This is a genomic window from Methyloversatilis discipulorum (genome assembly GCF_000385375.1).
Lineage (GTDB): Bacteria > Pseudomonadota > Gammaproteobacteria > Burkholderiales > Rhodocyclaceae > Methyloversatilis > Methyloversatilis discipulorum_A.
This window is the reverse complement of record NZ_ARVV01000001.1, coordinates 3,989,319-4,014,701: the sequence shown is the minus strand read 5'-3', so window position 1 is coordinate 4,014,701 and position 25,383 is coordinate 3,989,319. Positions and strand designations below refer to the sequence as shown.

At 69.3% G+C, this 25,383-nt stretch carries 25 protein-coding genes; 8 read left to right on the top strand and 17 right to left on the bottom strand.

The window, feature by feature from the left end:
* Nucleotides 1–167: 167 nt before the first annotated feature.
* From METRZ18153_RS0118660 to METRZ18153_RS0118625, 8 genes are read right to left on the bottom strand one after another with little or no spacing between them, the layout of a single operon-like run.
* Nucleotides 168–845, bottom strand: coding sequence for an urease accessory protein UreF (locus METRZ18153_RS0118660; RefSeq protein WP_020166174.1), 678 nt, complete (start codon nucleotides 843–845; stop codon nucleotides 168–170).
* Entirely contained in the window at nucleotides 842–1,336 is a 495-nt protein-coding gene (gene ureE, locus METRZ18153_RS0118655; RefSeq protein ID WP_020166173.1) for an urease accessory protein UreE, read from the bottom strand. Before ureE ends, METRZ18153_RS0118660 begins: the two co-directional genes overlap by 4 nt.
* A 26-nt stretch (nucleotides 1,337–1,362) precedes the next feature.
* Nucleotides 1,363–3,075, bottom strand: a complete 1,713-nt coding sequence (gene ureC / locus METRZ18153_RS0118650) for an urease subunit alpha (RefSeq protein WP_020166172.1) — start codon at nucleotides 3,073–3,075, stop codon at nucleotides 1,363–1,365.
* Nucleotides 3,076–3,082: 7 nt separating this feature from the next.
* Nucleotides 3,083–3,298, bottom strand: a complete 216-nt coding sequence (locus tag METRZ18153_RS0118645; RefSeq protein WP_019916375.1) for a hypothetical protein — start codon at nucleotides 3,296–3,298, stop codon at nucleotides 3,083–3,085.
* Nucleotides 3,295–3,621 (bottom strand): urease subunit beta, encoded by a 327-nt coding sequence (locus METRZ18153_RS0118640; protein ID WP_029143877.1) that lies wholly within the window; start codon nucleotides 3,619–3,621, stop codon nucleotides 3,295–3,297. The genes METRZ18153_RS0118645 and METRZ18153_RS0118640 overlap by 4 nt, the downstream gene beginning before the upstream one ends.
* A gap of 20 nt (nucleotides 3,622–3,641) precedes the next feature.
* Entirely contained in the window at nucleotides 3,642–3,920 is a 279-nt protein-coding gene (locus METRZ18153_RS0118635; RefSeq protein WP_020166170.1) for a hypothetical protein, read from the bottom strand.
* Between the two features lie 9 nt (nucleotides 3,921–3,929).
* Nucleotides 3,930–4,232, bottom strand: a complete 303-nt coding sequence (locus METRZ18153_RS0118630) for an urease subunit gamma (RefSeq protein ID WP_020166169.1) — start codon at nucleotides 4,230–4,232, stop codon at nucleotides 3,930–3,932.
* Nucleotides 4,233–4,250: 18 nt separating this feature from the next.
* A complete protein-coding gene (locus METRZ18153_RS0118625; protein ID WP_020166168.1) occupies nucleotides 4,251–5,099 on the bottom strand; it encodes an urease accessory protein UreD in 849 nt (282 codons plus the stop codon).
* Nucleotides 5,100–5,213: 114 nt separating this feature from the next.
* Here METRZ18153_RS0118625 and METRZ18153_RS0118620 point away from each other — a divergent pair, with 114 nt between their 5' ends.
* Nucleotides 5,214–6,068, top strand: a complete 855-nt coding sequence (locus METRZ18153_RS0118620) for a S1 family peptidase (RefSeq protein ID WP_020166167.1) — start codon at nucleotides 5,214–5,216, stop codon at nucleotides 6,066–6,068.
* Here METRZ18153_RS0118620 and METRZ18153_RS0118615 read toward each other — a convergent pair whose 3' ends face one another.
* The 7 genes from METRZ18153_RS0118615 to METRZ18153_RS0118585 all read right to left on the bottom strand — a co-directional run bounded on the left by METRZ18153_RS0118615 (nucleotide 6,069) and on the right by METRZ18153_RS0118585 (nucleotide 15,536).
* Complete coding sequence (locus tag METRZ18153_RS0118615) at nucleotides 6,069–7,481, bottom strand: hypothetical protein (protein ID WP_020166166.1); 1,413 nt, start codon at nucleotides 7,479–7,481, stop codon at nucleotides 6,069–6,071.
* 67 nt (nucleotides 7,482–7,548) lie between these two features.
* Nucleotides 7,549–8,676, bottom strand: a complete 1,128-nt coding sequence (locus METRZ18153_RS0118610) for an HD domain-containing phosphohydrolase (RefSeq protein ID WP_020166165.1) — start codon at nucleotides 8,674–8,676, stop codon at nucleotides 7,549–7,551.
* Nucleotides 8,677–8,821: 145 nt separating this feature from the next.
* Nucleotides 8,822–9,397: a nucleotidyltransferase family protein gene (locus METRZ18153_RS0118605; RefSeq protein ID WP_020166164.1), complete on the bottom strand. Its 576-nt coding sequence runs from the start codon at nucleotides 9,395–9,397 to the stop codon at nucleotides 8,822–8,824.
* Nucleotides 9,398–9,520: 123 nt separating this feature from the next.
* Nucleotides 9,521–10,549, bottom strand: a complete 1,029-nt coding sequence (locus tag METRZ18153_RS0118600; protein ID WP_020166163.1) for an XdhC family protein — start codon at nucleotides 10,547–10,549, stop codon at nucleotides 9,521–9,523.
* Nucleotides 10,550–10,612: 63 nt separating this feature from the next.
* On the bottom strand, nucleotides 10,613–12,823 hold the full coding sequence (locus METRZ18153_RS0118595; protein WP_020166162.1) for a xanthine dehydrogenase family protein molybdopterin-binding subunit: 2,211 nt from the start codon (nucleotides 12,821–12,823) through the stop codon (nucleotides 10,613–10,615).
* 11 nt (nucleotides 12,824–12,834) lie between these two features.
* The gene (locus tag METRZ18153_RS0118590; protein ID WP_020166161.1) at nucleotides 12,835–13,293 is read right to left on the bottom strand and encodes a (2Fe-2S)-binding protein; all 459 of its coding nucleotides are present in this window, start codon (nucleotides 13,291–13,293) and stop codon (nucleotides 12,835–12,837) included.
* A gap of 80 nt (nucleotides 13,294–13,373) precedes the next feature.
* Nucleotides 13,374–15,536: a xanthine dehydrogenase family protein molybdopterin-binding subunit gene (locus tag METRZ18153_RS0118585; RefSeq protein WP_020166160.1), complete on the bottom strand. Its 2,163-nt coding sequence runs from the start codon at nucleotides 15,534–15,536 to the stop codon at nucleotides 13,374–13,376.
* Nucleotides 15,537–15,692: 156 nt separating this feature from the next.
* Here METRZ18153_RS0118585 and METRZ18153_RS0118580 point away from each other — a divergent pair, with 156 nt between their 5' ends.
* Nucleotides 15,693–16,613: a LysR family transcriptional regulator gene (locus METRZ18153_RS0118580; protein WP_020166159.1), complete on the top strand. Its 921-nt coding sequence runs from the start codon at nucleotides 15,693–15,695 to the stop codon at nucleotides 16,611–16,613.
* Nucleotides 16,614–16,632: 19 nt separating this feature from the next.
* Here the strand turns inward: METRZ18153_RS0118580 and METRZ18153_RS0118575 are convergent, their stop codons facing one another.
* Nucleotides 16,633–17,343 carry a ComF family protein gene (locus tag METRZ18153_RS0118575; RefSeq protein WP_232416091.1) on the bottom strand — a complete coding sequence of 237 codons (711 nt, stop codon included), beginning with the start codon at nucleotides 17,341–17,343 and terminating at the stop codon, nucleotides 16,633–16,635.
* 71 nt (nucleotides 17,344–17,414) lie between these two features.
* On the opposite strand from METRZ18153_RS0118575, the gene bioB reads away from it, so the two are divergent.
* The 6 genes from bioB (at nucleotide 17,415) to METRZ18153_RS0118545 (ending at nucleotide 24,737) form a co-directional block, all read left to right on the top strand.
* Complete coding sequence (bioB, locus tag METRZ18153_RS0118570; protein WP_020166157.1) at nucleotides 17,415–18,395, top strand: biotin synthase BioB; 981 nt, start codon at nucleotides 17,415–17,417, stop codon at nucleotides 18,393–18,395.
* 91 nt (nucleotides 18,396–18,486) lie between these two features.
* Entirely contained in the window at nucleotides 18,487–19,389 is a 903-nt protein-coding gene (locus METRZ18153_RS0118565) for a methyltransferase domain-containing protein (RefSeq protein ID WP_029143876.1), read from the top strand.
* Nucleotides 19,386–19,556 (top strand): hypothetical protein, encoded by a 171-nt coding sequence (locus METRZ18153_RS20935; RefSeq protein WP_020166155.1) that lies wholly within the window; start codon nucleotides 19,386–19,388, stop codon nucleotides 19,554–19,556. The genes METRZ18153_RS0118565 and METRZ18153_RS20935 overlap by 4 nt, the downstream gene beginning before the upstream one ends.
* Nucleotides 19,553–20,752 carry an MFS transporter gene (locus tag METRZ18153_RS0118555; RefSeq protein WP_020166154.1) on the top strand — a complete coding sequence of 400 codons (1,200 nt, stop codon included), beginning with the start codon at nucleotides 19,553–19,555 and terminating at the stop codon, nucleotides 20,750–20,752. The genes METRZ18153_RS20935 and METRZ18153_RS0118555 overlap by 4 nt, the downstream gene beginning before the upstream one ends.
* Nucleotides 20,753–20,889: 137 nt before the next feature.
* Complete coding sequence (locus tag METRZ18153_RS0118550; RefSeq protein ID WP_020166153.1) at nucleotides 20,890–23,985, top strand: ExeM/NucH family extracellular endonuclease; 3,096 nt, start codon at nucleotides 20,890–20,892, stop codon at nucleotides 23,983–23,985.
* A 32-nt stretch (nucleotides 23,986–24,017) separates the two neighbouring features.
* Entirely contained in the window at nucleotides 24,018–24,737 is a 720-nt protein-coding gene (locus METRZ18153_RS0118545; protein WP_020166152.1) for a PEP-CTERM sorting domain-containing protein, read from the top strand.
* 4 nt (nucleotides 24,738–24,741) lie between these two features.
* Here METRZ18153_RS0118545 and METRZ18153_RS0118540 read toward each other — a convergent pair whose 3' ends face one another.
* Nucleotides 24,742–25,332, bottom strand: coding sequence for a YqaA family protein (locus tag METRZ18153_RS0118540; RefSeq protein ID WP_020166151.1), 591 nt, complete (start codon nucleotides 25,330–25,332; stop codon nucleotides 24,742–24,744).
* Nucleotides 25,333–25,383 lie beyond the last annotated feature (51 nt).

Sequence of the window (25,383 nt, the reverse complement as noted above, 5' to 3'; positions counted from 1 at the left end):
GCGGATCAGGATCGCCGGCTCTGCGGTCGTGCCCGGATTGTGGGAGCGACGCCTCGTCGCGATGCGGCCTCGGTCACGCGCCGGCGCTCGATCCACCTCCGCATCGCGGCGGGGGCGCCGCTCCCACGGGAATCTGCAGCGGCACCTGGCGTGTGGTCTGGCGGTGGTCATGATCTGAACAGCCTCGAATACTGCGTTTCGTGCCGGGAGCTGGCGATGGCCAGCCCGGGCGCGAAATTGCTCCAGTCCATGCGCGGCAGGTCGAGGGCGGCCGCCACACGCGACGGGATGGCTGCGCCCAGCGTCATCAGCAGGCGCTGGCCGGCGGTCTGGCCCAGCGGCACCGCCTTGATCGCTGCCATCACCTGGTTTTCGGCCCAGGCCCAGGCCCAGGCGGTCAGCGCCGGCTCGATCGGCACACCGAGCGCCACCGCGGCGCTCGACCAGGCTGTCGGGAAGGCGACGTCGCCGCTGTCCACGAGTCGTGCCGCGACCTCGCTGCATTCGGGCAGCGCTTTCAGCAGCTGAATGCAGGAATAGCCCATCTGCACCGTCTCGGCCCGCAGTTCGGCCGCTTCGCGGCTGGCCAGGTAGTCGTCGTTCAGGTCGAGCACCACCGCGATGTCGTCGGCCGCCCAGGCGCGCATCTGCGCGGCCAGCAGGGGCAGTTCGAACGAGGCGATGCCGGCGTCGAACACCGCGGCGATCCAGTCGCCGGCGTCCGCCTCGGTCCGGATGGCGCCGCAATCGACCTGCCATTCCAGCCCCTGCGAATAGCTGAAGGCGCCGACCGGCAGCGTCGGGCTGGCCAGCTGCAGCAGGCGGACCAGCGCGAGCGGATTCATGCGCCGCCCGCGAAAAGGTGCAGCCGGGCGCCGGTCTCCTCGGCGTGGGCGTGCGTGTGGTGGGCAGGGTGACCGCCGTAGGCACCGGCCTCGGGCTCGAACGGCGCCTGCGTCTCGCGCACGTCGAGGCCCAGGCCGACCAGCATCTGCGCCAGCACGTGGTCGGCCGCCAGCCGCAGCAGACCGGGCTGCACCTCGACCGCGACGTGGCGGTTGCCGAGGTGGTAGGCGGCGCGCGCGATCAGCAGCGCGTCTGCGCTGCGTGCCTCGATCACCCGCTCCGGCGCCGAGCGCACGGCAACGACGCGCCCGTCCTTGCCGGCCAGCAGATCGCCGCCGCGCAGTATCGTGCCGCGCGGCAGGAAGAGTCCGACCTCCTCGCCCGAATCCAGGCGCGTGCGCAGCCTGCACTTGGCGCGCAGTTCGAAGCTCAGCGTCAGCGTTTCGGCCGGCACGGCGTCGGCCGGCGCGAAGGTTTCGATCAGCAGCATGTCGTATGCGGGCAGAGCCCGCGGGTTCAGAACAGGAAATAGCGCTGCGCCATCGGCAGCACGTCGGCCGGTTCGCACACCAGCCGCTCACCGTCGGCGCGCACTTCGTAGGTTTCCGGATCGACGTCGATCTGCGGCTGCCAGCCGTTCAGCACCATGTCGGACTTGCGGATGGCACGCGTGTTGCGCACCGGTTCCAGCCGTTTGGCGAGGCCCAGGTCGCGCACGGCGGGGTTGTTCAGCGCCGCCTGCGACACGAAGGTGAGCGAGGTCTTCAGGCCGCCGGCGTAGCTGCCGAACATCGGCCGGTAGTGCACCGGTTGCGGCGTCGGGATCGACGCGTTGGGGTCGCCCATTGCTGCGGCGGCGATCATGCCGCCCTTGAGTATCAGGCTGGGCTTGACGCCGAAGAAGGCCGGGCGCCACAGCACCAGATCGGCCAGCTTGCCTGGCTCGACCGAGCCGACGATGTGGCCGATGCCGTGCGTGATCGCCGGGTTGATCGTGTACTTGGCGATGTAGCGGCGCACGCGGAAGTTGTCGGCCGCCGGCGAACGTCCTTCGGGATCGCTCAGCGCGCCGCGCTGGATCTTCATCTTGTGCGCCGCCTGCCAGGTGCGGATGATCACTTCGCCGACGCGGCCCATGGCCTGCGAGTCGGACGACATCATCGAGAAGGCGCCGAGGTCGTGCAGGATGTCCTCTGCCGCAATCGTCTCGCGGCGGATGCGGCTTTCGGCGAAGGCCACGTCCTCGGCGATGGCGGCGTCGAGGTGGTGGCACACCATGAGCATGTCGAGGTGCTCGTCTATGGTGTTCACCGTGTACGGCATGGTCGGATTGGTCGACGACGGCAGCACGTTGGGCAGACCGGCCGCGCGCAGGATGTCCGGCGCATGGCCGCCGCCCGCACCTTCGGTGTGGAAGGTGTGGATGGTGCGGCCCTTGAAGGCGTCCATCGTCGTTTCGACGAAGCCTGACTCGTTCAGCGTGTCGGTGTGGATGGCGACCTGTATGTCCATCTCTTCAGCCACCGACAGGCAGGTGTCGATGGCCGCCGGCGTGGTGCCCCAGTCCTCGTGCAGCTTCAGGCCGATCACGCCGGCCTCAATCTGCTCGCGCAGCGGTGCCGGCTGCGATGCGTTGCCCTTGCCGAGGAAGCCGAGATTCATCGGAAAGGCGTCGGCCGCGGCCAGCATCGAGTGGATGTGCCACGGTCCCGGCGTGCAGGTCGTGGCATAGGTGCCGGTGGCCGGTCCGGTACCGCCGCCCAGCATGGTCGTGACGCCCGACATCAGCGCCTCCTCGATCTGCTGCGGGCAGATGAAGTGGATGTGGCTGTCGATGCCGCCGGCGGTGACGATCATGCCTTCGCCAGCGATGATTTCAGTGCCCGGCCCGATGACCAGCGTGACCGCCGGCTGGATGTCCGGATTGCCGGCCTTGCCGATGCCGGCGATGAAGCCGTTCTTCAGGCCGATGTCGGCCTTGACGATGCCCCAGTGGTCGACGATGAGCGCATTGGTGATGACAGTGTCCATCACCTCCGCTGCGCAGCGCTGGCTCTGGCCCATGCCGTCGCGGATCACCTTGCCGCCGCCGAACTTCACTTCCTCGCCGTAGACCGTGTAGTCGCGCTCGACCTCGATCCACAGTTCGGTGTCGGCCAGCCGCACGCGGTCGCCGGTGGTCGGGCCGAACATTTCCGCATAGGCCTGCCGGCTGATGCGCGTGCTCATGCGTCGATCAGTCCTTGAACATGCGACGCGCGGCCTTCGCGCGCCGGCGCATCATCAGCCCGCCGAGGCCGCCGATGACGGCTGCCGCGATCAGCAGCGCCACGTGATCCGGTTCGCTCACCAGGTGCAGCAGCGCGTCGCCGACGTTGCCGTGGTGCTCGCCCGGGTGGGCCCACGCGACGCTGCTCCACGCCAGTGCCAAAGTCATCAGTGCCTGCATCATTGCTGTTCTCCCTGTGTGTCGAGCGGGCCCTGTACCCGTCCCTTGAATCCGAAAACCCTGCGTTCTCCGGCCAGCGCGACCAGCGTCACTGTGCGCATCTGGCCCGGTTCGAAGCGCACCGCGGTGCCGGCCGCGATGTCGAGACGGAAGCCGCGCGCCGCGGCGCGGTCGAACAGCAGCGCGTCATTCGTTTCGGCGAAGTGGTAGTGCGAACCGACCTGCACCGGCCGGTCGCCGCTGTTGCGCACGTCCAGCGTCACCGTGGCGCGCCCTGCATTCAGTTCGATGTCGCCATCGGCGACCTGCATCTGTCCTGGAATCATCGTGTTCCTTCTCGCGCCGGTCAGCCCGAACGCGCACCAAAACGGTAATCGCGCCCGGGCTTGGTGCCATCGCTGGTCACGTCGCTGTCGCTGCGGCGATCGAGCATTTCGCGCACGAGCAGCAGGCTGACCAGCAGGTCCTCGTCGTCCGCCCGCTCCTCGATATCGGCCAGCGTGCGCGTGCGGTAATCGAGATCGGTGCGCAGCGCGTCGAGGTTCACCGATTCGCCGAGGCTGCGCCGCACGCCCAGCTTGAAGCGCGCGAGGCGGCGTGCCAGTTCCATGTCGTCGTCACTCACGGGCGGCTCTCACGGTATCGGATGATGGACGGTGACCAGCTTGGTGCCATCCGGGAAAGTGGCTTCCACCTGTATGTCCGGAATCATTTCCGCCACGCCTTCCATGACGTCGTCACGGCCGAGCAGCGTCGTGCCGTAGCTCATCAGTTCGGCCACGCTGCGGCCGTCGCGCGCGCCTTCCATGATGGCGGCGGTGATGTAGGCGACCGCTTCCGGGTAGTTGAGCCTGAGCCCGCGCGCCCGGCGGCGCTCGGCCAGCAGGGCGGCGGTGAAGATGAGCAGCTTGTCCTTCTCGCGCGGTGTCAGTTCCATTTTTCTTCTGTGTGCCCGTCAGGTGTTCCAGATGCGCGGCGTCTGCGCCGGTCGCCCGGTCATGGCCGGACGTATCAGCGCCCACAGATGCACGAACCATGCCCGCGCCGCCTGCGTGCAGTCGCCGCGGTAGCGGGCCAGCAGCAGACCGGGCAGGCGGGTGACGCCGGAGTGTCCGGACGGGGACGGCACCGCGCGACAGGCGGCGAGCAGTGTGGCGTCGGCGTCGATGCCGGCGGCGACCAGCGTGCCGAACACCGGCGCGCCAGCCAGTCCCGCCGCTGACGCGAGCAGCGGCACGCCGGCGGCCAGCCGCGCCTGTTCCAGCCACAGCGTGCGGCCGTCGCGGGTGATGCGGGTGTCCAGTGCCAGTTCGCCGCGTTCGAAGCGCTCGCCGCTGGCGGTGCGGCCCAGACACCACAGGTCCATGCCGATGAAGCGGCCGTCGCTCGTCAGATCGATGTGATTGCGCGCCTGCGCCCGCGCGCCGTCGAACACGATGGCGTCCTGCGGCAGCCATTCGACGACGGCGCCGGCGCCGACGCGCAGATGCAGGTCCGAGCGCGCCTGCGGTCCGGCGCTGCGGTACCACTTGGTCGCGCCCGGTGTCGTGATCAGCGCGTGTGCGCCGGGGCCGGCGTCGAGCTCGACCTGCAGTGCGTCGCCGCCGGCGATGCCGCCCGGCGGGTGCAGCAGCAGCGTGTGGCAGACCGCGTCGCCTTCCGGGTAGAGCGGCTTCTGCACGCGCAGCGGGCCGCTGTGTTCGCGCCGCGCCAGCACGGTGCGTCCGTCGAGTGCGCGGTAGCCGAGCGCGATGCGGGCCTGCCAGCCGGCGTCGCTGCCGGCGTCTGGTGTCGGGGTGTGCATGAGGACGTGTCAAAAATCGCGGCACGGCCGGAACCGGCCACCGCTTTGCCGACACAAAGCACGACGTGTGCCGAACGCCGACGCCAAAGCCTACGCCGATTGCAAGGAGCTTCGATGACCCGCCCGAACCCTGTCTGCAGACTGTGCGCGCCGTTGCTGGCGCTGCTGCTTCTCTGTGCCACGCCGGTTGCGGCCAGCGATGACGCACCGCCCGGCCTGCTCGACCGCGTGCCGGTGGCGGCGCGCACCGTGTTCCAGCTGTACGCGAAGAGCGAGCGCGGCACTGCCAGCGGTTCGGCGGTGATGGTCGGCCCTGGTCTGCTGGCCACCAGTTGTCACGTGCTGAACGACGCCACGCACGCAGTGGTGGTGCAGACCGGCGAGGCGCTGCAGGTTGCGCTGGTCGCCGCCGACTGGCGGCGCGACCTGTGCATCCTGAAGTCGGACATCATCAGCACGCGCGCGGCGCCGCTGATTCCGGCCAGCCAGGTGCGCAAGAAGGACGTCGTGTTCAGCCTCGGCTTCACCGGCGGCCGCTTCGCCTACGACCTGGGCGAAGTACGCCAGCTGTACACGATGGACGGCAGCCGCGTGCTGCGCGGCAGCGCGGCCTTCGCCGCCGGCGCCTCGGGCGGCGGCCTGTTCGACGCCGAAGGACGGCTGGTCGGCATCCTCACCTTCTACAAGCTGAGCAGCGACAAGAGCATGTTCTTTGCCATTCCGGCCGACTGGGTGCCGGAGGTGCTGGCGCGCGGCGTGCAGCCGAAGACGGCGGACGCGCGTCCGTTCTGGGCCGACGCCACCGACGCGCGCCTGCCCTTCCTGCAGGCGGTGCAGTACGAACACGAAGGTCGCTGGGACGCGCTGGCGCAGCACGCGCAGCTGTGGCTGGCGCGCGAGCCGGACGCGCCGGAGGCGCGCGATACGCTGGAACAGGCGCTGGCGCGCGCGGGTGGCGTGCCGCGCTGATCAGCGCGGGAGCTGCGCCACGTAGAGGCCGCCCTCCAGCTTCTGCACGATGCCCTGGCTGCCCAGCGGCGCCCACGTCAGTGCGTGCGCTTTCGCGTCGTAGCCGATGCGCTGCGGCGAAGCGGGTGTGCCGACAACGAGACGTCCGGCGGCGATATCGTCGGCACCTACGCCGTCACGGATCAGCGCGGCCTGCAGCGCCACCATGCGACCGACCGCCTGCGTGTCGTACAGGCGCAGCAGGTAGTCGCCGTAGTCCGTGGTGGCCAGCGTCAGCAGCAGCCGGCCCGCCGGGTTGTACAGCGCGCGCGACAGGTCGCCGTAGTCCGCCGCGTCCTGCAGGAAGGCGCGGTTCTGCGCCTGCAGCGCCGCCAGTCGTGCGTCGTGCGGACCGGCCAGCGCAGCGTCGAGCGCTGCCGTGTGCGTCGCCCAATCGTTGAGTGTCGCGTCGCGCTTGTAGAAGGCGGGCAGCAGCAGCTGTTCGAGCAGCGACGGCGATTTGCCGTCGGCGAACACGGCGTTCGCCTGGCCGCTGCGCAGGGCGTTCATCGTGGCGGCCATCCAGCTCGCTTCCTGCCGGATGGCACCGCGCAGATCGAGTTCGGCGTCGCTGGCGTCGGCCAGCAGCGGCGTGAGCTGTGCTGCGTCCTTGACCGCGTCCGGCCAGCGATGCAGCCATTCGCCCAGCACCGTCAGATGCACGCGCAGGTGACTGGTGCCGACCATCTTCTGGATCAGCGACGCGTCGGGGGCGGCCAGCAGGCGGCGCAGGAAGCCGGTCTGTGCGGCCAGGATGTCGAGCGCGCGTGCGCTGTCGTCGTTCTCCATCGCCACCGTTGCTTCCGCCAGTCGCAGGCGCAGCAGACCGGCCAGCGGACCGTAGGCGGTGAGCGGGGCGTCCGGGTGCGCCAGCATCTGCGCCTGGAAGCGCGGCTGCGCGATGAGGGTGTCGAGCCGGTCGAGTGCGGCGCGGTGCGCGTCGGACAGCGCGACGATCTGCGCTGCCTGCGCCAGCCAGCGCTCGACGCAGGCGCCGTGCGCCGGGTCGCACAGCGCCTGCGTGTCGGGCAGCGGCAAGGCGTCGGCCGGCAGTTCGGGCGGCTGATACGGGCCGGCATCGGCGCGGGCGAAGTGCTCGCGCGCGTGCGCAAGCCGCGCACGACCGAAGGCCGCACTGTCGCTGCCGGCCGGCGCGCGCAGGCCTTCGAGCAGCAGCGCGCCGTTGCCGGTTTCGTCGATGGCGGGTGGCGCATCGAGCAGGGCCTGTGCCGGCGCACTGCGCGTGGCGTCCGGCAGCAGCCAGGCGATCGCGATCAGCAGCACCAGCAGGGTGATGGCTGCCACGATGCCGGCGACCAGAGCGCGCAACAGTCGTTGTGCGACCGAGCGGCGATGCGGCGTAGAGGTCTTCATCCGGTCAGGTCCCTGAATGTGTGGCCGGATTCTATGCCGGCCCGGTGACGCTGCTGCCGCGTTGCCGTCAGTCGTCCAGCCCGAACAGCGCCTGGATTGCACGCAATTCCTCGGTCGACTGCGCCAGCGCATCGACGCAGACCGGATCGAGTTTGCCGTCGTCGGCCATGCGGCGCAGTTCGGCCAGCGCGTCCTCGTTGCTCCACGGCTTCTTGTAAGGGCGTTCCGAGGTCAGCGCGTCGAGGATGTCGGCAACCGCGACGATGCGCGCTTCGAGCGGTATCTCCGCGCCGCGCAGGCCGCGCGGGTAACCGCTGCCATCCAGCCACTCGTGGTGGTGGCTGACGATGTTGCGCAGGATGGACAGATAGGGCGTTTCGGCCAGACCGGCTTCCTGCATCACCTCGTCGATCAGCTGCACGCCCAGTTCGACGTGGCCCTGCATCGTCAGCCGCTCGTCCGGGGTCAGGCGGCCGGGTTTCAGCAGCACGCTGTCCGGAATGCCCACCTTGCCGATGTCGTGCAGCGGTGAAAACAGGTACACATGCTCGATGAATTCGTCGCCGACACCGAAATGCGCGGCGACGCGCTGCGCGATCAGCCGGCTGTAGCTGGACATGCGGTCGAGATGGCGACCGGTTTCGATGTCGCGCAGATGTGCCAGCCCGCGCGCCACCTTCACCATGCCTTCGACCGCGTGCGACAGGCTGAACACGTTCAGCACCGACAGCCGGCACAGCTGCACGTAGATCTGCAGTTCGTCCGGCAGCCGGCCGTCGAAGGCGCCGGGCTTGCGCGAGTCGAAGAACAGGAAGCCGAGCAGCGTGCCCGACTGATAGAGCGGAACCGTGTAGCTGCTGCGATAGCCGTGCGCCAGCAGCCAGGCGGTGTGTTCGCCGTGCGGCAGCGGCAGCTGGGTGAAATCGTGGATGACGCGCGATTCGCGCTTGCCGGCCAGTTCGAGCAGCGACGGCACCTGTGCCAGAGGTCGCTCGTACAGCGACAGCGGATCGGCCACGTCGCTGCTGTTTATATAGGTCTTCAGCACGTCGTGGCGCGCGTCGTACAGCGTAATGGCGATGCGGTGTACCTGCGGGTGGTGCTGACGCACGCGTGCGTGCAACCACTGCATCTGGGCGGTCAGCGATCCACCGCTGTCGTCGTCTAGGGTTTCAAATGAAACCGTGTCGTTCATGGCCATGCTCCGGAATGCGCGGTGGCCGTGGCGCCGCGTTCTCGTTCGTCGTCTGAGTCCGCGGCGCGTCGTGTGCGCGTGGACGTGCGCAGCCTACACCGTGCGCTGTGCATCTGTCATGCAGGGAAGTGGTGAAACAATTGTGTCAGCGTTGCCGCTGCAATTGCGCGGGCAGGTCGATGTCGCGCAGCACGCCGTCGTCACCGGCTTCGACCAGCTGTACCGGATGAGCGCGCAGCAGTTCGCGCGCACCGCTGTCGCCGCTCAGTGTAGCCAGTGCCGGACCGTGTGCGGCGCCGAAGCCGACCGGGTGTCCGCGTTGGCCGGAGAAGGCGGCGGCGGCAATGCGCTCCGGCCGGTCGATGGCGGCAGCGACCGCGCGGATGGTGTCGACCGGCAGCCAGGGCATGTCGGCCAGCGCGACCAGCCAGCCGTCGGCATCGGCGGTGGCGCGCACCGCGTGGGCGAGCGCGCTGCCCATGCCGGCTTCAGCGTCGCGGCTTTCGAGGATGCGGCAGCCGGCGTCGCGCAGCGCGGTGGTCAATGCGTCCTGCCCCGGCCGGACCACGGCCAGGCTGTCCGGCAGCGCGGCGCACAGCGCGCGCGCCGCATGCCAGGCGACGCTGCGGCCGTCGGGCAGGGCGGCCAGCAGCTTGCTGCTGCGGCCGCTGGGGTCGAAGCGCCGGCCGTAACCGGCCGCGAGCAGGATGCCCTGGATCATGTGCCGATCAGCCGATCGGAGGGTACGGCGTGCCGGCGCGCCGGACCGACGACGGAGGGGGGTGTCGTCTGCCCGGCGGCCGTACGCCGTTCGTGGTCGCGCCCGCCGTGGCGGGCGCGAGATTCAGTTCGGACCGAGCGTGCACGACGACAGCGTGTCGGCCGCGATGTCCAGCGCGGCCTTGGCGTCGCGCACGTTCAGCAGGCTGTCGGCGGCGGCGCCGTTCTTCATCGCCACCAGTTCGGCGGCGATAGACACCGCGATCTCGGCTGGCGTGCGGCTGCCGATGTACAGCCCGGCCGGGCCACGCAGGCGGTCGATCTGCGCCTCGCTGAGGTCGAATTCCTTCAGCCGTTCGCGCCTTACGTCGTTGTTGCGGCGCGAGCCGAGCGCGGCGACGTAGAAGGCGGGCGACTTCAGCGCCTCCATCAGCGCCAGGTCGTCCAGCTTCGGGTCGTGCGTCAGCGCGATCACCGCGGTGCGCGCGTCCGGTTGCATCGCGATCACCACGTCGTCCGGCATGTCGCGTGTCAGCGTGGTGCCGGGCACCGCCCATTCTTCGCTGTATTCCTCGCGCGGGTCGCACACGGTGACCGCGAAATCGAGCGAACTGGCGATGCGCGCGAGGCTGCTCGACAGCTGGCCGGCGCCGATCAGCAGCAGCCGGTAGCGCGGGCCGAACACGCTGATCAGCGTGTGGCCGTCGAAATGCAGCGCCTGGTCGGCGTGGCCGGCGTGCAGTGTGGCGCGCCCGCTGGCCAGATCGAGGCGGCGGGTGAGCAGTTCGCCGCGACCGAGTCGCGCCAGCAGATCGTCCAGCGCACTGGCATCGGCCAGCGGTTCCAGCACCAGTTGCAGCGTGCCGCCGCAGGGCAGGCCGAAGCGCCGTGCCTCGTCGGCGGTGACGCCGTAGCTGACCGAGTGCGCTTCGGTCGGCAGGCCGTCGCGGCGCAGCCGGTAGATCAGATCGTCCTCGATGCAGCCGCCGGACACCGAGCCGACCGCGCGGCCGTCGTCGCGCAGCGCCAGCAGCGCGCCGGGCGGGCGCGGCGACGAGCCCCAGGTGCGCACCACGGTCGCCAGCATGACGCGGTGGCCGTCGCGCAACCAGTCGCGGGCGCGGGTCAGTACTTCGAGATCAAGGCTGTCCATATTCCATTCCTTAATGACGCGGGCGGCACACGTGAGCGGCCGCCCGCGGGGGCGATGCGCCGGTCAGGCCTGCAGCTGTTCGCCGATCGGCAGCGTGTGGATCACCTTGCCGGTGGCCGCCCGCAGCGCACTCGCCAGTGCCGGGGCCAGCGGCGGCACGCCCGGTTCGCCGACGCCGGTGGGCGCGGCGGCCGACTTCACGATATGCACCTCGACCCTGGGCATCTCGTTGATGCGCAGCACCGGGTAGTCGTTGAAGTTGGACTGTTCGACCACGCCGTCCTTCAGCGTGATCGAGCCGGTCAGCGCGGCGGCCAGCGCGTAGCCGATGCCGCCTTCCATCTGCGCGCGCACCACGTCCGGATTCACGACGACGCCGCAATCGACGGCGCAGACCACGCGGTCGACCTTGAAGCTGCCGTCCTTCTGCACCGTCACCTCGACCACTTCGGCGACGAAGCTGTTGAACGACTCATGCACCGCGACGCCGCGGCCACGCGTAGCACCATCGGCGGCCGGCGCCAGCGGCTTGTTCCAGCCGGCCTTGTCGGCCGCCAGCTTGAGCACGCCGGCATGGCGCGGGTGCTTCTTCAGCAGCGCCATCCGGTAGGCGACCGGGTCCTTGCCGGCGGCCTGCGCCAGTTCGTCGATGAACAGCTCGGTCGCGTAGGCGGTATGGGTCGAGCCGACCGAACGCCACCACTGCACCGGCACCTTCACGTCGGCGTTGGTGGTGTGCAGATCCACGTTCAGGTTCGGAATGGCATAGGGCAGCGTGGAGGCGCCCTCCACCGAGGTGATGTCGACGCCGTCCTTGACCAGCATCGGCTCGAACGGCGAACCGGCGATGATGGACTGGCCGACGATGCGCTGCTGCCAGGCGACCGGCATGCCCTTGGCGTCGAGTGCGGCGCGCACGCGGTGCAGGTAGATCGGGCGGTAGAAGCCGCCGCGCATGTCGTCCTCGCGGCTCCACACCAGCTTGACCGGTGCGCGGCCGTTGATCGCCTTCACGATCTGCGCGGTTTCGAGCAGGTAGTCCGACTGCGGGTTGGCGCGTCGGCCGAAGCTGCCGCCGGCATACACCATGTTCAGCTTCACGCGGTCGGCTTCGATGCCCAGCGTCTTGGCGAGCGAGAACTGATCGACCGTGTGCAGCTGTTCGCCGTTCCACACCTCGCATTCGCCGTTCTCCAGTTTCATGACGCAGTTCAGCGGTTCCATCGACGCGTGCGCCAGATAGGGGAACACGTATTCCGCCTCGATCACCTTGCCCGCCTTGGCCAGCGCGGCTTCGGCGTTGCCGTCGTTGCGTGCGTTCAGCCCGGGCGCCTTCGCGCGCTCACGGTAGTCGGCGACGATGGCGTCGCTGCTGCCGCGGTAGGCCTGCGCATCGTCCCATTCGACCTTGAGCGCGTCGCGGCCCTTCTTCGCGGTCCAGTAGTCGGCGGCGAGCACCGCGACACCGTTCGGGATGACGACGACGTCGCTGACGCCCTTGATCGCGCGCGCGGCCTTGTCGTCGACCGACTTCACCCGGCCGCCGAAGCGCGGCGGGTGGGCGACCACGGCGACCAGCATGCCCGGCAGCTTCACGTCCTGGGTGAAGGTGGCGCGGCCGGTGGTCTTGGCGACGCTGTCCACGCGCGGTGCGCTGCGACCGATCAGCGTGAAGTCCTTCGGATTCTTCAGCTTCACGTTGGCCGGCACCGGCAGTTGCGCCGCCGCCTCGGCCAGTTCGCCGAAGCCGGCCTTGCGGCCGCTGGCGGCGTGCGACACGACGCCGTTCTTCACCGTGATCTGCGAGGCCGGCACTTTCCATTCCTTCGCTGCGGCGGCCACCAGCATGGCGCGCGCGGTGGCGCCGGCGCGGCGCATCTGTTCGTAGGAGTTGGCGATGGCGGTGCTGCCGCCGGTGCCCTGCGCCTTCCAGAACAGGTTGCTGTAACGCTTGGCGTCGGCCGGTGCGCCCTCGACCGTCACGCGCGACCAGTCGGCATCCAGCTCCTCGGCGACCAGCGTGGCCAGGCCGGTATACACACCCTGGCCCATTTCGAGGTGCTTGGACACCACGGTGACCGTGCCGTCGGTGCCGATGCGCAGGAAGGCGTTCGGCGAGAACTCGCCGTCCACCATCGCGCTGCCGGCGTGACCGGGGCCACCGACCTCGGCCAGCGCGACGGTCGGCGCGACGATGGCAAGTGCCAGCCCGGCGCCGCCCTTGAGGAAGCCGCGGCGGGTGGTCTGGAATGCGTTCTCGATGCGGAAATTCATCTGTGCGCTCCTCAGGCCAGGGACTTGGCGGCTTCGTGGATGGCCGCGCGGATGCGGACATAGGTGGCGCAGCGGCACACGTTGCCGCTCATCGCGGCGTCGATGTCGGCGTCGGTCGGCTTCGGATTCGAAGCGAGCAGCGCGGTGGCCGACATGATCTGGCCGGACTGGCAGTAGCCGCACTGCACGACGTCCAGCTTCTGCCAAGCGGCCTGCACCGCGGCGCCGACCTTGGCTTCGCCGACCGATTCGATGGTGGTGATCTTCTTGCCTGTGACGGCCGACAGCGGTGTTACGCAGGAGCGCGTGGCCTGGCCGTCGACATGCACCGTACAGGCGCCGCACATCGCGATGCCGCAGCCGAACTTGGTGCCGGTCATGTTCAGGCCGTCGCGCAGCGCCCACAGCAGCGGGGTGTCGTCGGGCAGGTCGACCGCGACGTCGCGGCCATTCAGATTGATCGTTGCCATGGTTGAGCCCTCATCGATGGCGGTCGGGCCGCCGGTGGTGGTTGGAATGCGCGGGCGGCGCCCGCAGTTCAAATGGAAAATCAGGCTGTCTTCAGTTGCCCGGCGATCGGCAGCGTGCGCACGCGCTGGCCGGTGGCGGCGAACACCGCGTTCACCACGGCCGGAATCGCCACCGACGTGCCCGGTTCGCCGACGCCGCCAGGCGCTTCGGCGCTGGGCACGATGTGGACGTCGATCTGCGGCGCTTCGTTCATCCGCATCATGCGCACGTCGTGGAAATTGCTCTGCTGCACACGGCCGTCGGCCAGCGTGATCTCGTTCCACAGCGCGGCGGTGAGGCCGAACATGATGCCGCCCTCCATCTGTGCCGCGACGGTGAGCGGATTGACCGCGAAGCCGCAGTCGATGACGCAGGTGACGCGGCGCACGCGCACTTCGTTGTCCGTATTCACTTCGACCTCGGCGACCTGGGCGACGCGGCTGCCGAACACGTGCATCAGCGCGATGCCGCGGCCGGCGCGCGTACCGGCGGTGGCCTTCAGCGGGGTGCCCCAGCCGGACTTCTCAGCCGCCAGATCGAGCACGGCGCGCGTGCGGGCGTCCTTGACCAGTGCGCGGCGGTAGGCCACCGGGTCCTGTCCGGCGGCAGCGGCCAGTTCGTCGATGAAGCCTTCAACCACGAAACCGTTGCGGGTCGGACCGACGCCGCGCCAGAAGGCGGTCGGCACTGCCGGCGGCTCGACCCGCTGGTACTCGACCTGCATCGCCGGAATGACGTACGGCAGTTCGACCGCACCGTCGACCGCGTCCGGATCGATGCCGTCCTTGAAGGCCGGCGGGAAGAAGCGGGCCATGATGGACGAGCCGGCGACGCGATGCCTCCACGCCACCGGCATGCCTTTCGCATCGACCGCTGCGCTGATGCGATCGAGATAGGGTGGGCGGTACATGTCGTGCTGGATGTCTTCCTCGCGCGTCCAGACGACCTTGACCGGTCCGCGCACCTGCTTGCCTATGGCCACCGCCTGGGCGATGAAATCGACCTCGAGCCGGCGGCCGAAACCGCCGCCCAGCAGATGGTTGTGGATGCGTACCTGTTCCGGCTTCAGGCCGGCGGTCTGTGCGGCCACCGCCTGCGCGATGCCCGGCACCTGGGTGCCGACCCAGACGTCCAGACCATCGGCCTTCAGGTCCACCGTGCAGTTGATCGGCTCCATCGTCGCGTGCGCCAGCATGGGCTGACGATAGATGGCGTCGATGCGTCGGGCGCCGCTCTTCATCGCGGCGGCCGCGTCGCCGACCTTGTGCGCGACGGCGCCCGGACCTTCGGACGACTTTTCGAGATGAGCGAAGATCTGCGCGGTGTCGAGCCTGGCGTGCGCGCCGTCGTTCCAGCGCGGCGTACAGGCGGCCAGCCCCTGTTTCGCGGCCCACATGTGGTCGGCCACGACGGCCACCGCGTTGTCCAGTTTCACCACCTGGCGCACGCCTTTCACCTTCATCGCGGCCGCGTCGTCGACGCCGGCCAGCGTGCCGCCGAACACCGGCGATGCGGCGACGGTGGCCACCTTCATGCCGGGCAGTACGACGTCGATGCCGAAGTGCGCGCTGCCATTGACCTTGCCGGCGGCGTCGATGCGGCGCACCGGCTTGCCGACCAGACGGAAGTCCTTCGGATCCTTCAGCACCACCGCTGCCGGTACCGGCAGCGTGGCGGCGATATCGACCAGCTCGCCGTAGCTCGCGCGGCGACCGCCGACGGCGTCGATCACCGCACCGTCACGCGTGGTGAGCGTGGCGGCGTCGGTATTCCACTTCTTCGCCGCCGCCTGGACCAGCAGCGTGCGTGCGGTCGCGCCCGCTTCGCGCATCGGTTTCCAGGCGCCGCGTATCGAGGTCGAGCCGCCGGTGACCTGAGCGCCGATGATGGGGTCGGCGTACTTCGGGTCCGGCGGCGCGTGTTCCAGCTTCACCGCGTCCAGTGGCACGTCCAGCTCTTCGGCGATCAGTTGCGGGATGGCGGTGTAGGTGCCCTGGCCCATTTCGACCTTGTGCATCACCAGCGTGACGACGCCGTCGCGACCGATGCGGATGAAGGCATTGGGCTCGAAGCGCGCGCCGTCAGCGGCCAGCGCGCGTGCGCCCGGCAGGCTCAGTTCGATCAGCAGGCCGCCACCGACGGCGGCGCCCAGCTTCAGGAAGCTGCGCCGGCTCAGGCCGGCGCCAAAGGCAGTCATGTTCATCGGGATCCTCCGTGCAACGGAAGTCAGTGGGCGAATGCGGCGAGGCATCGTTGCGCTCGTTCGCCGGGGCAGGGCGTACGCTTGCTTTGCGCACGACACGATACGAAACATAGTCGCTTTGTTTTTTTAGATCGACTGGGTAATCTTTCAAGCCATATGAAGCAGAACTTCAAACTGGAGCCGGCCATGCTGCCGGCGCTGAGCGCTTTCGAGTGCGTCGCGCGACATGCGAGCTTCACCCGCGCGGCGGCCGAGCTGGGCGTGTCGGCGTCTGCGCTGTCGCAGAGCGTGCGCACGCTTGAACAGCGTCTGGGCGTGCGTCTGCTCACCCGCACGACGCGCAGCGTGTCGCTGACCGATGAAGGCGAGCGCTTCTACGATGGCGTGCGCGTCGGGCTGGACGAACTGGGCGCGGCGCTGGACAGCCTGGCCCAGTCGCAGGGACGGGTCACCGGCACGCTGCGCATCAATATGCCGCGCCCGGCCTACCGCGTGCTGATCGCGCCGCATCTGGCTGGATTCGCGGTGCGTCATCCGGACGTGCAGCTGGAACTGGCGCTGGACGACGGCCTGGCCGACATCGTTGCCGAGCGCTTCGACGCCGGCATGCGCATGACCGACACGATAGAGGCTGACATGGTGGCGGTGCGCATCGGCGGGCCCAACCGCATGATCACCGTCGCCGCGCCCGACTATCTGGCGCAGCGGCCACCGCCGCAGTCGGTGGACGATCTCGGCCGCCACGAATGCGTGCGCTACCGTTACGCGTCGAGCGGTCGCACGATGCGCTGGATTTTCCAGCGCGACGGCCGGCCGCTGGAGGTCGAGGTCGATGGCCGCTACATCGTCAACGACGCCGACGCCGAAATCGATCTGGCGCGACGCGGCCTGGGCATGGTGCAGACGCTGGATTCGCTGGTGGCCGACGATCTCGCGCGCGGCACGCTGTGCGCGGTGCTGAGCGAGGTCGCGATGCCGATGTCGGCGATACACCTGTATTTCCCGAGCCGGGCGCAGATGCCGGAACGCCTGCGCGCCTTCATCGACTATTTCCAGCAGGCGAACGAGGCGCGCTAGGGCCGCCTCAAGCGCTGCACTAGCGACCGCGCAGCTTCGGCGTGCGCGCCAGCACCAGATTGGTCACCGTCAGTGCGCCGCCGGCTTTCAACACGCGGGCGACCTCGTGCAGGCTGGCGCCAGTGGTAAGTACGTCGTCGATCACCGCGACATGCAGCCCGGCGACCTCGGCGCGCAACGCGAAGGCGCCGCGCACGTTGCGCCGGCGCTGCGACCACGCGAGATCGCGCTGCGGCGGCGTGTCGTGCAGACGCTCCAGGCCAAAGGCGTCGAAGCGCAGCCCTGCGTTCCGGGCCAGCAGGCGGCCGATCTCGACCGACTGGTTGAAGCCGCGCTCGGCCAGCCGCCGCGGATGCAGCGGCATTGCCAGCAGCAGGTCGGCGGGCGGCAGGCCCAGCGCCAGCAGCGCATCGGCGAACAAGCCGGCCAGCGGCAGCTGGGCGCGGAACTTCAGCGCGTGGATCAGCCCGTCCGCCGGCTCGGCATAGGCCCATACGGCCAGCGTCGCGTCGAAGGCCGGCGGGTGTTTCAGACAGCGGCCGCACACCTGCGCGGTCGGCACCGGCAGTGCGCACACCGGGCAGTGTGCAGCCGGCAGCCGGGGCAGATCGTCTTGGCAGCCGGCACACAGCAGCGCCTGGCCCGCAGGCAGGCCGCACCGCCGGCAGTCCTGCGGCAGCAGCAGGTCAAGTATCCGGCGTGCCGTGCCGTCGATCACGCGCTGCAACATGAAGTGCCTGTTTTCGAAGAAAATGGCGGCTTCGCCGTTCCGGCGCATTCGCGTGCGCCCGTCTTGTACTCATGCACACCCAGGTCATCCATCTGCCGCCGTCCTCCCGTTCGCAAGCGCCCCAGCGCTGGACCACCGAACAGGTCGAGGCGCTGTACGAACTGCCGTTTGCCGATCTGATGTTCCGCGCCCAGACGGTACATCGCGAGAACTTCGATGCCAATGCCATCCAGCGGTCGACGCTGCTGTCGATCAAGACTGGCGGCTGTCCGGAAGACTGCGGCTATTGCCCGCAGTCGGTGCGTTACGACACCGGCGTCACCAGCCAGGACCTGATGCCGATCGACGAAGTGCTCGAAGCGGCCCGCGCGGCCAAGGACGCCGGCGCCACCCGCTTCTGCATGGGCGCGGCCTGGCGCGGCCCGAAGGACCGCGACGTCGAGAAGGTGGCCGAAATGATTTCGGCGGTGAAGGGCCTCGGCCTGCAGACTTGCGCCACGCTGGGCCTGCTGCGCGAGGGCCAGGCGGAAAAGCTGAAGCAGGCTGGCCTCGACTACTACAACCACAATATCGACACCGCGCCCGACTACTACGGCGAGGTGATCGGCACGCGCACCCAGGAAGATCGCTTCGACACGCTGGAAGCGGTGCGCGAGGCCGGCATGAATGTGTGCTGCGGCGGCATCGTCGGCATGGGCGAATCGCGCCGCGCGCGCGCCGGCCTGATCGCCACGCTGGCGTCGATGGACACGCCGCCGGAATCGGTGCCGATCAACAATCTGGTCAAGGTCGAAGGCACGCCGCTGGCCGATACGCCGGACCTCGATCCGTTTGAGTTCGTGCGCACGATTGCCGCTGCCCGCATCACGATGCCGAAGAGCTACGTGCGCCTGTCGGCCGGCCGCGAGCTGATGAGCGACGAAATGCAGGCGATGTGCTTCCTCGCCGGCGCCAATTCGATCTTCTACGGCGACAAGCTGCTCACCACCGGCAATCCGCAGGCCGAGAACGATCGCCGTCTGTTCGAGCGGCTGGGTATCCGTTCGACGTGAGCGCCGCTCGGCCGCCCGAAGTCGCTCAGCCCTCCCTCGGGGAGGTGTCGCGCAGCGACAGGAGGGTCGTCTGATGCCGCAGGGGGTGGCGATGACCTCTTCAGTCCCGCCAGATTTTGCGCTCGACGCCCGTGCAGTCGCACGCGGCTTCGAGCGTGCCGCCGGTCGTTTCGACAGCGCCGCGGTGCTGCACCGGGAAGTCGCCCGCCGCATGGCTGAGCGGCTCGACCTGGTCACGCTGAAGCCGCATCGCCTGCTCGATCTCGGCTGCGGCAGCGGCGCCGACTTGCAGCCGCTGCGCGCGCGCTATCCCGATGCACTGATGACCGGTCTCGACCGCTCGGCGGCGATGCTGGCGCAGGCGGCCGTGCGCACGCCGCGCTGGCGCCGCTGGCTGCCCGGCGTGCTGGGCGGCAGCCAGACCGCGGTCGTGCAGGCCGACATCGCGCGGCTGCCGATCGCTGCGCGCAGCCATGACATGGTGTGGTCCAACATGGCGCTGCACTGGCTGCCCGATCTGCCGGGCGCACTGCGCGAGGTGCAGCGCACGCTGCGGGTCGGCGGCCTGTTCATGTTTTCGATGCTGGGTCCGGACACGCTGCAGGAACTGCGCGCAGCGCTGGTCGAAGCCGGCCTGCACGGCCGCGTGCACCGCTTCATCGACATGCACGACGTGGGCGACATGCTGGTCGAAGCCGGCTTCGCTGAGCCGGTGATGGACATGGAGCACATCACGCTCACCTTCGCGTCGCCGGCCGACTTCTATCGCGACCTCGCCGACACCGGCAGTTTCGGCGCGCTGGCGGCGCGGCCGCGCGGCTTGCTGACGCCGCGCGCGCGGCGCCGGCTGGACGACGCGTTGCTGCGCCGGCTCGACGATGGCCGTCTGCCGGCTACGATGGAGATCATCTACGGACATGCCTGGCGCGGCGAGCCGAAGCAGACCGAAGACGGTCGCGCCATCATCAAGTTCGAGCGTGGAGGCCGGCGATGAACGAGAAGTCGGCTGCCCGGCTGAGCAGCAAGCGGCGCACCTTGAAGCCGCGCAACCCGCTGGCCACGGCGGCGCTGATGCGCAAGGGCGGTGAGCACGCGCGCAGTGACAAGAAGGCCGGCCGCGCCCGCCAGAAGGCGGCCTGGCTGAAGTCGCGCGACGAGTGAGCGTGCACAACGGCAGCACCGCGCGCCTGACGCTGCTGATGTGTGCGGCCGAGGTGCTGGGCATGACCAGCCTCGCCGCCTACCCGTCCTTCCTGACCGAGCTGTCGGCGCTGTGGTCGCTCAGCGGCGCCGAGGCGGGCTTCATCGGCGGTGCCTTCTTCTTCGGCTACATGGTCGCCGTGCCCTTCCTGTCCGGCGCCACCGACCGCGTCGATGCCCGTCTCGTGTTCGTGCTGTCCAATCTGCTGATGGCGCTCGGCATGGTCGGTTTCGCCTTCGCCGCGCACGGGTTGTGGAGTGCCGCCTTCTTCCAGGCGCTCAGCGGCGCCGGGCTGGCCGGCTGCTACATGCCCGGCCTGCGCGTGCTGGCCGACCGCGTGCCGCATGACGCCGGCACCCGTCACATCGCCTTCTACACGTCGAGCTTCGGCATCGGCACCAGCGGCGCGCTGCTGCTGGCCGGCGCGCTCGGTCGCCACGTCGACTGGCATGTCGCGGTGGCGCTGATGGCCATCGGCCCGCTGCTGGCGGCCGCGCTGGTCTGGCTGCGCGTTGGCCACGTCGCGCCGCCGGCTGCGCACGAAGCGCGCTGGTTGCCGCGCTTCGGCCCGGTGCTGGCGCATCCGCGCGTGCGCAGCCTGGTCAGCGGCTACGCCGTGCACTGCTGGGAGCTGTTCGGCCTGCGTTCATGGCTGGTCGCCTTCATCGCTTTCGGCTGGACACTGTCGGCGAGCACGCCCTGGCTCACGCCGACCGAAGCGGCCGCCCTGGTTATGCTGCTGGGCCAGCCGGCCAGCATACTGGGGAACGAGGCTGCCAGCCGCGTCGGTCGCCAGCGCTGGATCGTCTGGATGATGATCGCATCGGGCCTCATGTGCTGGGTGGCGGGGGCTGCGGCCGGCGGGCCGTGGTGGCTGCTGCTGATCCTGCTGTCGCTGTACAACGTGACCGTGATGGCCGATTCGGCCTCTCTCACCGCCGGCCTGGTGCACGCCGCGCCGGTGGCGCAGCGCGGCGCGGCGATGGCGCTGTACTCGCTCGGCGGCTTCGGCGCCGGCTTCGTCGCGCCGCTGGTGTTCGGTGCTGCACTCGACCTCGCCGGTGGCACGACCGTCCCGCTGGCGTGGATGTTCGGCTTCGGCACGCTGGGCGCCGGCTGCCTGCTGTGGGCGATGTTCGGGCGGCGGGCGGCATAGTTCCTTCGGACCATCGATGCGGGCTCATGCAGCCACGCGACGGTCATGCTGGCGATCTAGTCTGATGTCTTTCGGCGTCCAGGGCCCGCATGCCGCGGGTCCATGGGCTACGCTAGACATCTCGACCGGACTTCCACATGTCATCGAAAATCGTTCGCCCGGTGCTGCCGCGCACCCTCGTTCTCGCGCTCGCCGCCGCCGGTCTGCTCAGTCAGCCGGTACTCGCCGACAGCACCCCGCAAACGCTGCCCTTTGGTCAGGACTGGTCGAACATCGACCTCATCGTCGGCAACGACGACTGGTCCGCTGTGCCGGGCATCACCGGCTATCGCGGTGACAGCCTGACCGGCGCCACCGCTGCCGATCCGCAGACCATCGTCGCCGATGGCAACGGCACGCCGGTGGACGTCAATGCCAACCAGACCAATCCGGACACCTTCACCACCGGCGGTGTGACCGAATTCCATCTGGCCGATCCGGTGGTCGCGCTGACCGGTTCCGGCACCGCCGACGCGCCTTTCCTGCTGCTGTCGCTGGATACCCGTGGCCGCAGCGGCATCGTCGTGCGTTACGACCTGCGCGATCTCGATGGCTCGACCGACAACGCGGTCCAGCCGGTGGCACTGCAGTACCGCGTCGGCAACAGCGGCGACTTCATCAACGTGCCGGCCGCCTTCGTCGCCGATGCGACCGAAGGTCCGTCGCTGGCCGGCAAGGTGACGCCGGTGTCGGTAACGCTGCCGGCGGCGGCGGAAAACCAGCCGCTGCTGCAGTTGCGCATCATCACGACGAACGCCGTCGGCAACGACGAATGGGTGGGCATCGACAACATCGTGGTCGATGGCAGCAATGGCGGCGGCGTGAATCAGCCCATCGTCACCAGTTGCCCGGCGCTCAGCCTGCAGGCAGGCGAGGGTGGCAGCGTGAATGTGTCGGCCAGCGACGCGGACAGCACGGTCAATGCGCTGAGCCTGACCGGCAGCCTGCCGGCCGGCGTCACGCTGGGTGCGCTGACGCCCGCGGCCGGCGACGGCGCCAGCGCGTCGGCCAGCGTCACCGTCGCTGCAGCTACCGCCGCCGGCAGCTATGCCGTCGGCCTGCGCTTCGCCAACGACGACGCGCAGAGCGCTGACTGCACGGTCGACATCACCGTCGCCACGGCGGCGGCGATCACGCCGATTCCGGCCATCCAGGGCAGCGGCAGCGCCAGTCCGCTGAACGGCCAGTCGGTCACCACGGAGGGCGTCGTCACCGCGGTGTTCCCGGGACTGTCCGGTTACTACCTGCAGGACGAAGCGGGCGATGGCGACGTCGCCACCTCGGACGGCATCTTCGTCTACGCGCCGGGCAATACCGCTCAGGTCGGTCAGCGTCTGCGCCTGAGTGCTGGCGTGACCGAGTTCAATACGGTGACCGAACTGGTGTCGCCGACCGCCGTCCAGGTGCTGGGCAGCGGCGTGAGCGTGCAGCCGACCGACGTCGTGCTGCCGGAGGCGTTCGAAGGCGAGCTGGAGCGCTACGAAGGCATGCTGGTGCGCATCGTGTCGCCGCTCACCGTGTCGCAGAACTACTTCCAGGGGCGCTACGGCCAGGTCACGCTGTCCGCCGACGGGCGTCTGGAAATCCCGACCAACCGCCATGCCGCGGGCACTGCCGAAGCGCTCGCGCTGCGCGACGACAATGCGCGCCGCCGCATCGTGCTCGACGACGGTTCGACTGCGCAGAATCCGAATCCCATCCCCTTCATCGGTGCCGACGACACGCTGCGCGCCGGCGATACGGTGCAGACGCTGACCGGCGTGATCGACCACGGCCTGATCACTGCCGCCAGCGACGGCCAGCGCGACTACAAGATCCACCCGACCGTCGCCCCAGTGTTCGAGCGCACGCATCCGCGCACCGCAGCGCCGGCACCGGTCGGCGGCAATGTGAAGGTGGCCAGCTTCAACGTGCTGAACTACTTCACGACGGTCGATCAGGCCGGCGCGTCGTGCTTCCCGTCGGGCACGCGCAGCGACTGCCGTGGCGCCGACAGCGCGCTCGAGTTCTCGCGCCAGCAGGCCAAGATCGTTGCCGCACTGCGCGCCATCGATGCTGACGTGGTGGGCCTGATCGAGATCGAGAACAACGGTCAGACCGCGGTGAACAATCTGGTGTCGGCGCTGAACGCGGCCTACGGCGCCAATGTGTACGCCGCGGTCGGCGTGCCGGTCGGCGGCAGCGGCGGCGATGCCATCCGCCAGGCGATGATCTACAAGCCGGCGCGTGTATCGACGGTGGGAAGCGCGCTCAGCGACACCGCGCCCATCCACAACCGTCCGCCGCTGGCACAGACCTTCGCAGCCACCAACGGCGAGCGCTTCAGCGTCGTCGTCAATCACTTCAAGTCGAAGTCCTGCGGCGACGCGGCCGGTGTCGAGGCCGACCAGGGCGACGGCCAGGGCTGCTGGAACCCGCTGCGCGTGCAGCAGGCCGCCGCGCTGAACGCCTTCGTGCAGCAGCTGACGACGGGCAGCGGCGCCACCGACGTGCTGGTGATCGGCGATCTGAACGCCTACTCCAAGGAGGACCCGGTCAATGCGCTGACCGCGGCCGGCATGGTGAATCTGGCCGCCGGCATCGATCTGGCCTACAGCTACACCTTCGACGGCGAGAGCGGTGCGCTCGACCACGCGCTGGCCACGCCTGCGCTGGCGGCAAAGACCAGCGGCATCGCGCACTGGCACATCAATACCGACGAGCCCTTCGTCATCGACTACAACACCGAGTTCAAGCCGCAGGACCTGTACGCGCCGCACGCCTACCGGTCGTCGGATCACGACCCGGTGGTGATCGGTTTGTCGCTGCAGAAGAAGATTGCCGGCACGGCCGGTCGTGACCGCCTGAACGGCAGCGCCGGTGACGACGTGATCACCGGTGGCGCCGGCGCGGACACGCTGACCGGTGGTGCCGGTGCAGACACCTTCGTCTATCAGTCGATGCGCGACGCGGCCGACCTCATCACCGACTTCGCGCCGGCGCAGGACGTGCTGGACCTGCGCGCCCTGCTGGCCGGTCTGGGCATCGTCGGCGATCCGCAGCAGTCCGGCCATCTGCGCCTCGTTGCGAACGCGGCCGGCACGCTGGTGCAGATCGACAGCGACGGCTTCGCCGGCGCCGCTGTGCCGCGCACGCTGGTCACGCTGAGCGGTGTGCAGCCCGGACAGCTGAGCGGCCAGAACTTCGCCTACTGAGCCCTATCCCGAATACTCGCAGGAGATACACCATGAAAACCCACGCCCTCGTGCGTTGCCTGATGACGGCCGGCCTCGTGCTGGCGAGCGGCGCCGCCAGCGCCGCCGCCTTCGCGGACAATTTTGAAAGCGGCCTGAACGGCTGGTTCACCGCTGGTGACGTGTCCAACCCGGGGGGCTACATCGCCCTGACCACCGCCTCGCTGACCGAGGTAGACGATGCTCCGCTGCCCGCCGGCGTGTTCAACTTCTCCGGCGTCACCGCGGTCGAGGTCGGCGTTGCCGACGGGCTGGAAAGCCGCATCGGTCTGACGCCCGGCGCGCTCGATACGGCCGACGGCTTCGCCTACGAAGGTTCGGCGATGTGGCGCGAACTGACGGTGAGCGCTGGCGATACGCTGCGCTTCGACTGGCTGTTCGCCACGTCCGAGCACTATGTCGATCCGCTGCCGGACTACGCCTTCCTGCTGATCGGCGATCAGGTCATCCGCATCGCCGACGAGTCGGACGCGCCGTTTCCGCCGACTACGCCCTTCCGTCGCGAGAGCAATCGGTCGACCTTCGAATACGTGTTCACGCAGTCCGGCGCGGTCCGCCTCGGTTTCGGCATCGTCGACGTCGGCGACTACTCGGCGACCAGTGCGTTGGCGATCGACAACCTGAGCGTCACGCCGGTACCCGAGCCGTCGGGCTGGGCGCTGCTGCTCGGCGGCCTCGGCGTCATCGTCGCCAGCGCCCGCCGTCGCGTCTGAGCGCTCAGGCGCCGCGCGTCATCTTCCAGGCCGCTGCACCGATCACCACCAGCAGCACGGTGACCCAGCCCAGGCGATCGATGTAACGGTGCAGCGTCGCCTCCATTTTTTCCCCACCCCACGCCATCAACCCGGCAACCAGGAAGAAGCGCGCGCCGCGGCCGATGATGGAGGCCAGCGTGAAAGGCAGCAGCGCCATCGAGATGGCGCCGGCGGCGATGGTGAATACCTTGTACGGAATCGGCGAGAAGCCGGCGACGAAAATGGCCCAGAAGCCCCAGTCACTGAACCACTGCTGCGCGGTCTCGTAGCTAACCCAGTAGCGGCTGTCGCGCAGCCAGGGCTCGATAAGGTCGAAGGCGAAGGCGCCGATCAGGTAGCCGAACAGGCCGCCGGCCACCGAGGTGAGCGTGGTGATCAGCGCGTAGAACATCGCGCGCCGCGGCGCGGCCATGCTCATCGGCGCCAGCATCACGTCGGGCGGGATCGGAAAGAAGGACGACTCGGCGAAGCTCATGGCACCCAGAAACCAGGGTGCGCGATGGTGGCGCGCCCACTGCATGGCGCGTGTGTACAGCGGAGAGAAGATGTTCACCCGGACATTCCGTATAAGGATCGGGCGCCATGATACCGGCGCCCGACGGGC

Coding starts and splice junctions, on each gene's coding strand:
- METRZ18153_RS0118640 (WP_029143877.1), bottom strand. CDS start 3,621: ATGATTCCAGGACAGATGCAGGTCGCCGATGGCGACATCGAACTGAAT.
- METRZ18153_RS0118590 (WP_020166161.1), bottom strand. CDS start 13,293: ATGGCAACGATCAATCTGAATGGCCGCGACGTCGCGGTCGACCTGCCC.
- METRZ18153_RS0118610 (WP_020166165.1), bottom strand. CDS start 8,676: ATGAACGACACGGTTTCATTTGAAACCCTAGACGACGACAGCGGTGGA.
- METRZ18153_RS0118645 (WP_019916375.1), bottom strand. CDS start 3,298: ATGATGCAGGCACTGATGACTTTGGCACTGGCGTGGAGCAGCGTCGCG.
- METRZ18153_RS0118580 (WP_020166159.1), top strand. CDS start 15,693: ATGAAGCAGAACTTCAAACTGGAGCCGGCCATGCTGCCGGCGCTGAGC.
- METRZ18153_RS0118620 (WP_020166167.1), top strand. CDS start 5,214: ATGACCCGCCCGAACCCTGTCTGCAGACTGTGCGCGCCGTTGCTGGCG.
- METRZ18153_RS0118585 (WP_020166160.1), bottom strand. CDS start 15,536: ATGAACATGACTGCCTTTGGCGCCGGCCTGAGCCGGCGCAGCTTCCTG.
- METRZ18153_RS0118630 (WP_020166169.1), bottom strand. CDS start 4,232: ATGGAACTGACACCGCGCGAGAAGGACAAGCTGCTCATCTTCACCGCC.
- METRZ18153_RS0118625 (WP_020166168.1), bottom strand. CDS start 5,099: ATGCACACCCCGACACCAGACGCCGGCAGCGACGCCGGCTGGCAGGCC.
- METRZ18153_RS0118660 (WP_020166174.1), bottom strand. CDS start 845: ATGAATCCGCTCGCGCTGGTCCGCCTGCTGCAGCTGGCCAGCCCGACG.
- METRZ18153_RS0118550 (WP_020166153.1), top strand. CDS start 20,890: ATGTCATCGAAAATCGTTCGCCCGGTGCTGCCGCGCACCCTCGTTCTC.
- METRZ18153_RS0118565 (WP_029143876.1), top strand. CDS start 18,487: ATGACCTCTTCAGTCCCGCCAGATTTTGCGCTCGACGCCCGTGCAGTC.
- METRZ18153_RS20935 (WP_020166155.1), top strand. CDS start 19,386: ATGAACGAGAAGTCGGCTGCCCGGCTGAGCAGCAAGCGGCGCACCTTG.
- ureE (WP_020166173.1), bottom strand. CDS start 1,336: ATGCTGCTGATCGAAACCTTCGCGCCGGCCGACGCCGTGCCGGCCGAA.
- METRZ18153_RS0118605 (WP_020166164.1), bottom strand. CDS start 9,397: ATGATCCAGGGCATCCTGCTCGCGGCCGGTTACGGCCGGCGCTTCGAC.
- bioB (WP_020166157.1), top strand. CDS start 17,415: ATGCACACCCAGGTCATCCATCTGCCGCCGTCCTCCCGTTCGCAAGCG.
- METRZ18153_RS0118545 (WP_020166152.1), top strand. CDS start 24,018: ATGAAAACCCACGCCCTCGTGCGTTGCCTGATGACGGCCGGCCTCGTG.
- METRZ18153_RS0118600 (WP_020166163.1), bottom strand. CDS start 10,549: ATGGACAGCCTTGATCTCGAAGTACTGACCCGCGCCCGCGACTGGTTG.
- METRZ18153_RS0118575 (WP_232416091.1), bottom strand. CDS start 17,343: ATGTTGCAGCGCGTGATCGACGGCACGGCACGCCGGATACTTGACCTG.
- METRZ18153_RS0118615 (WP_020166166.1), bottom strand. CDS start 7,481: ATGAAGACCTCTACGCCGCATCGCCGCTCGGTCGCACAACGACTGTTG.
- ureC (WP_020166172.1), bottom strand. CDS start 3,075: ATGAGCACGCGCATCAGCCGGCAGGCCTATGCGGAAATGTTCGGCCCG.
- METRZ18153_RS0118595 (WP_020166162.1), bottom strand. CDS start 12,823: ATGAATTTCCGCATCGAGAACGCATTCCAGACCACCCGCCGCGGCTTC.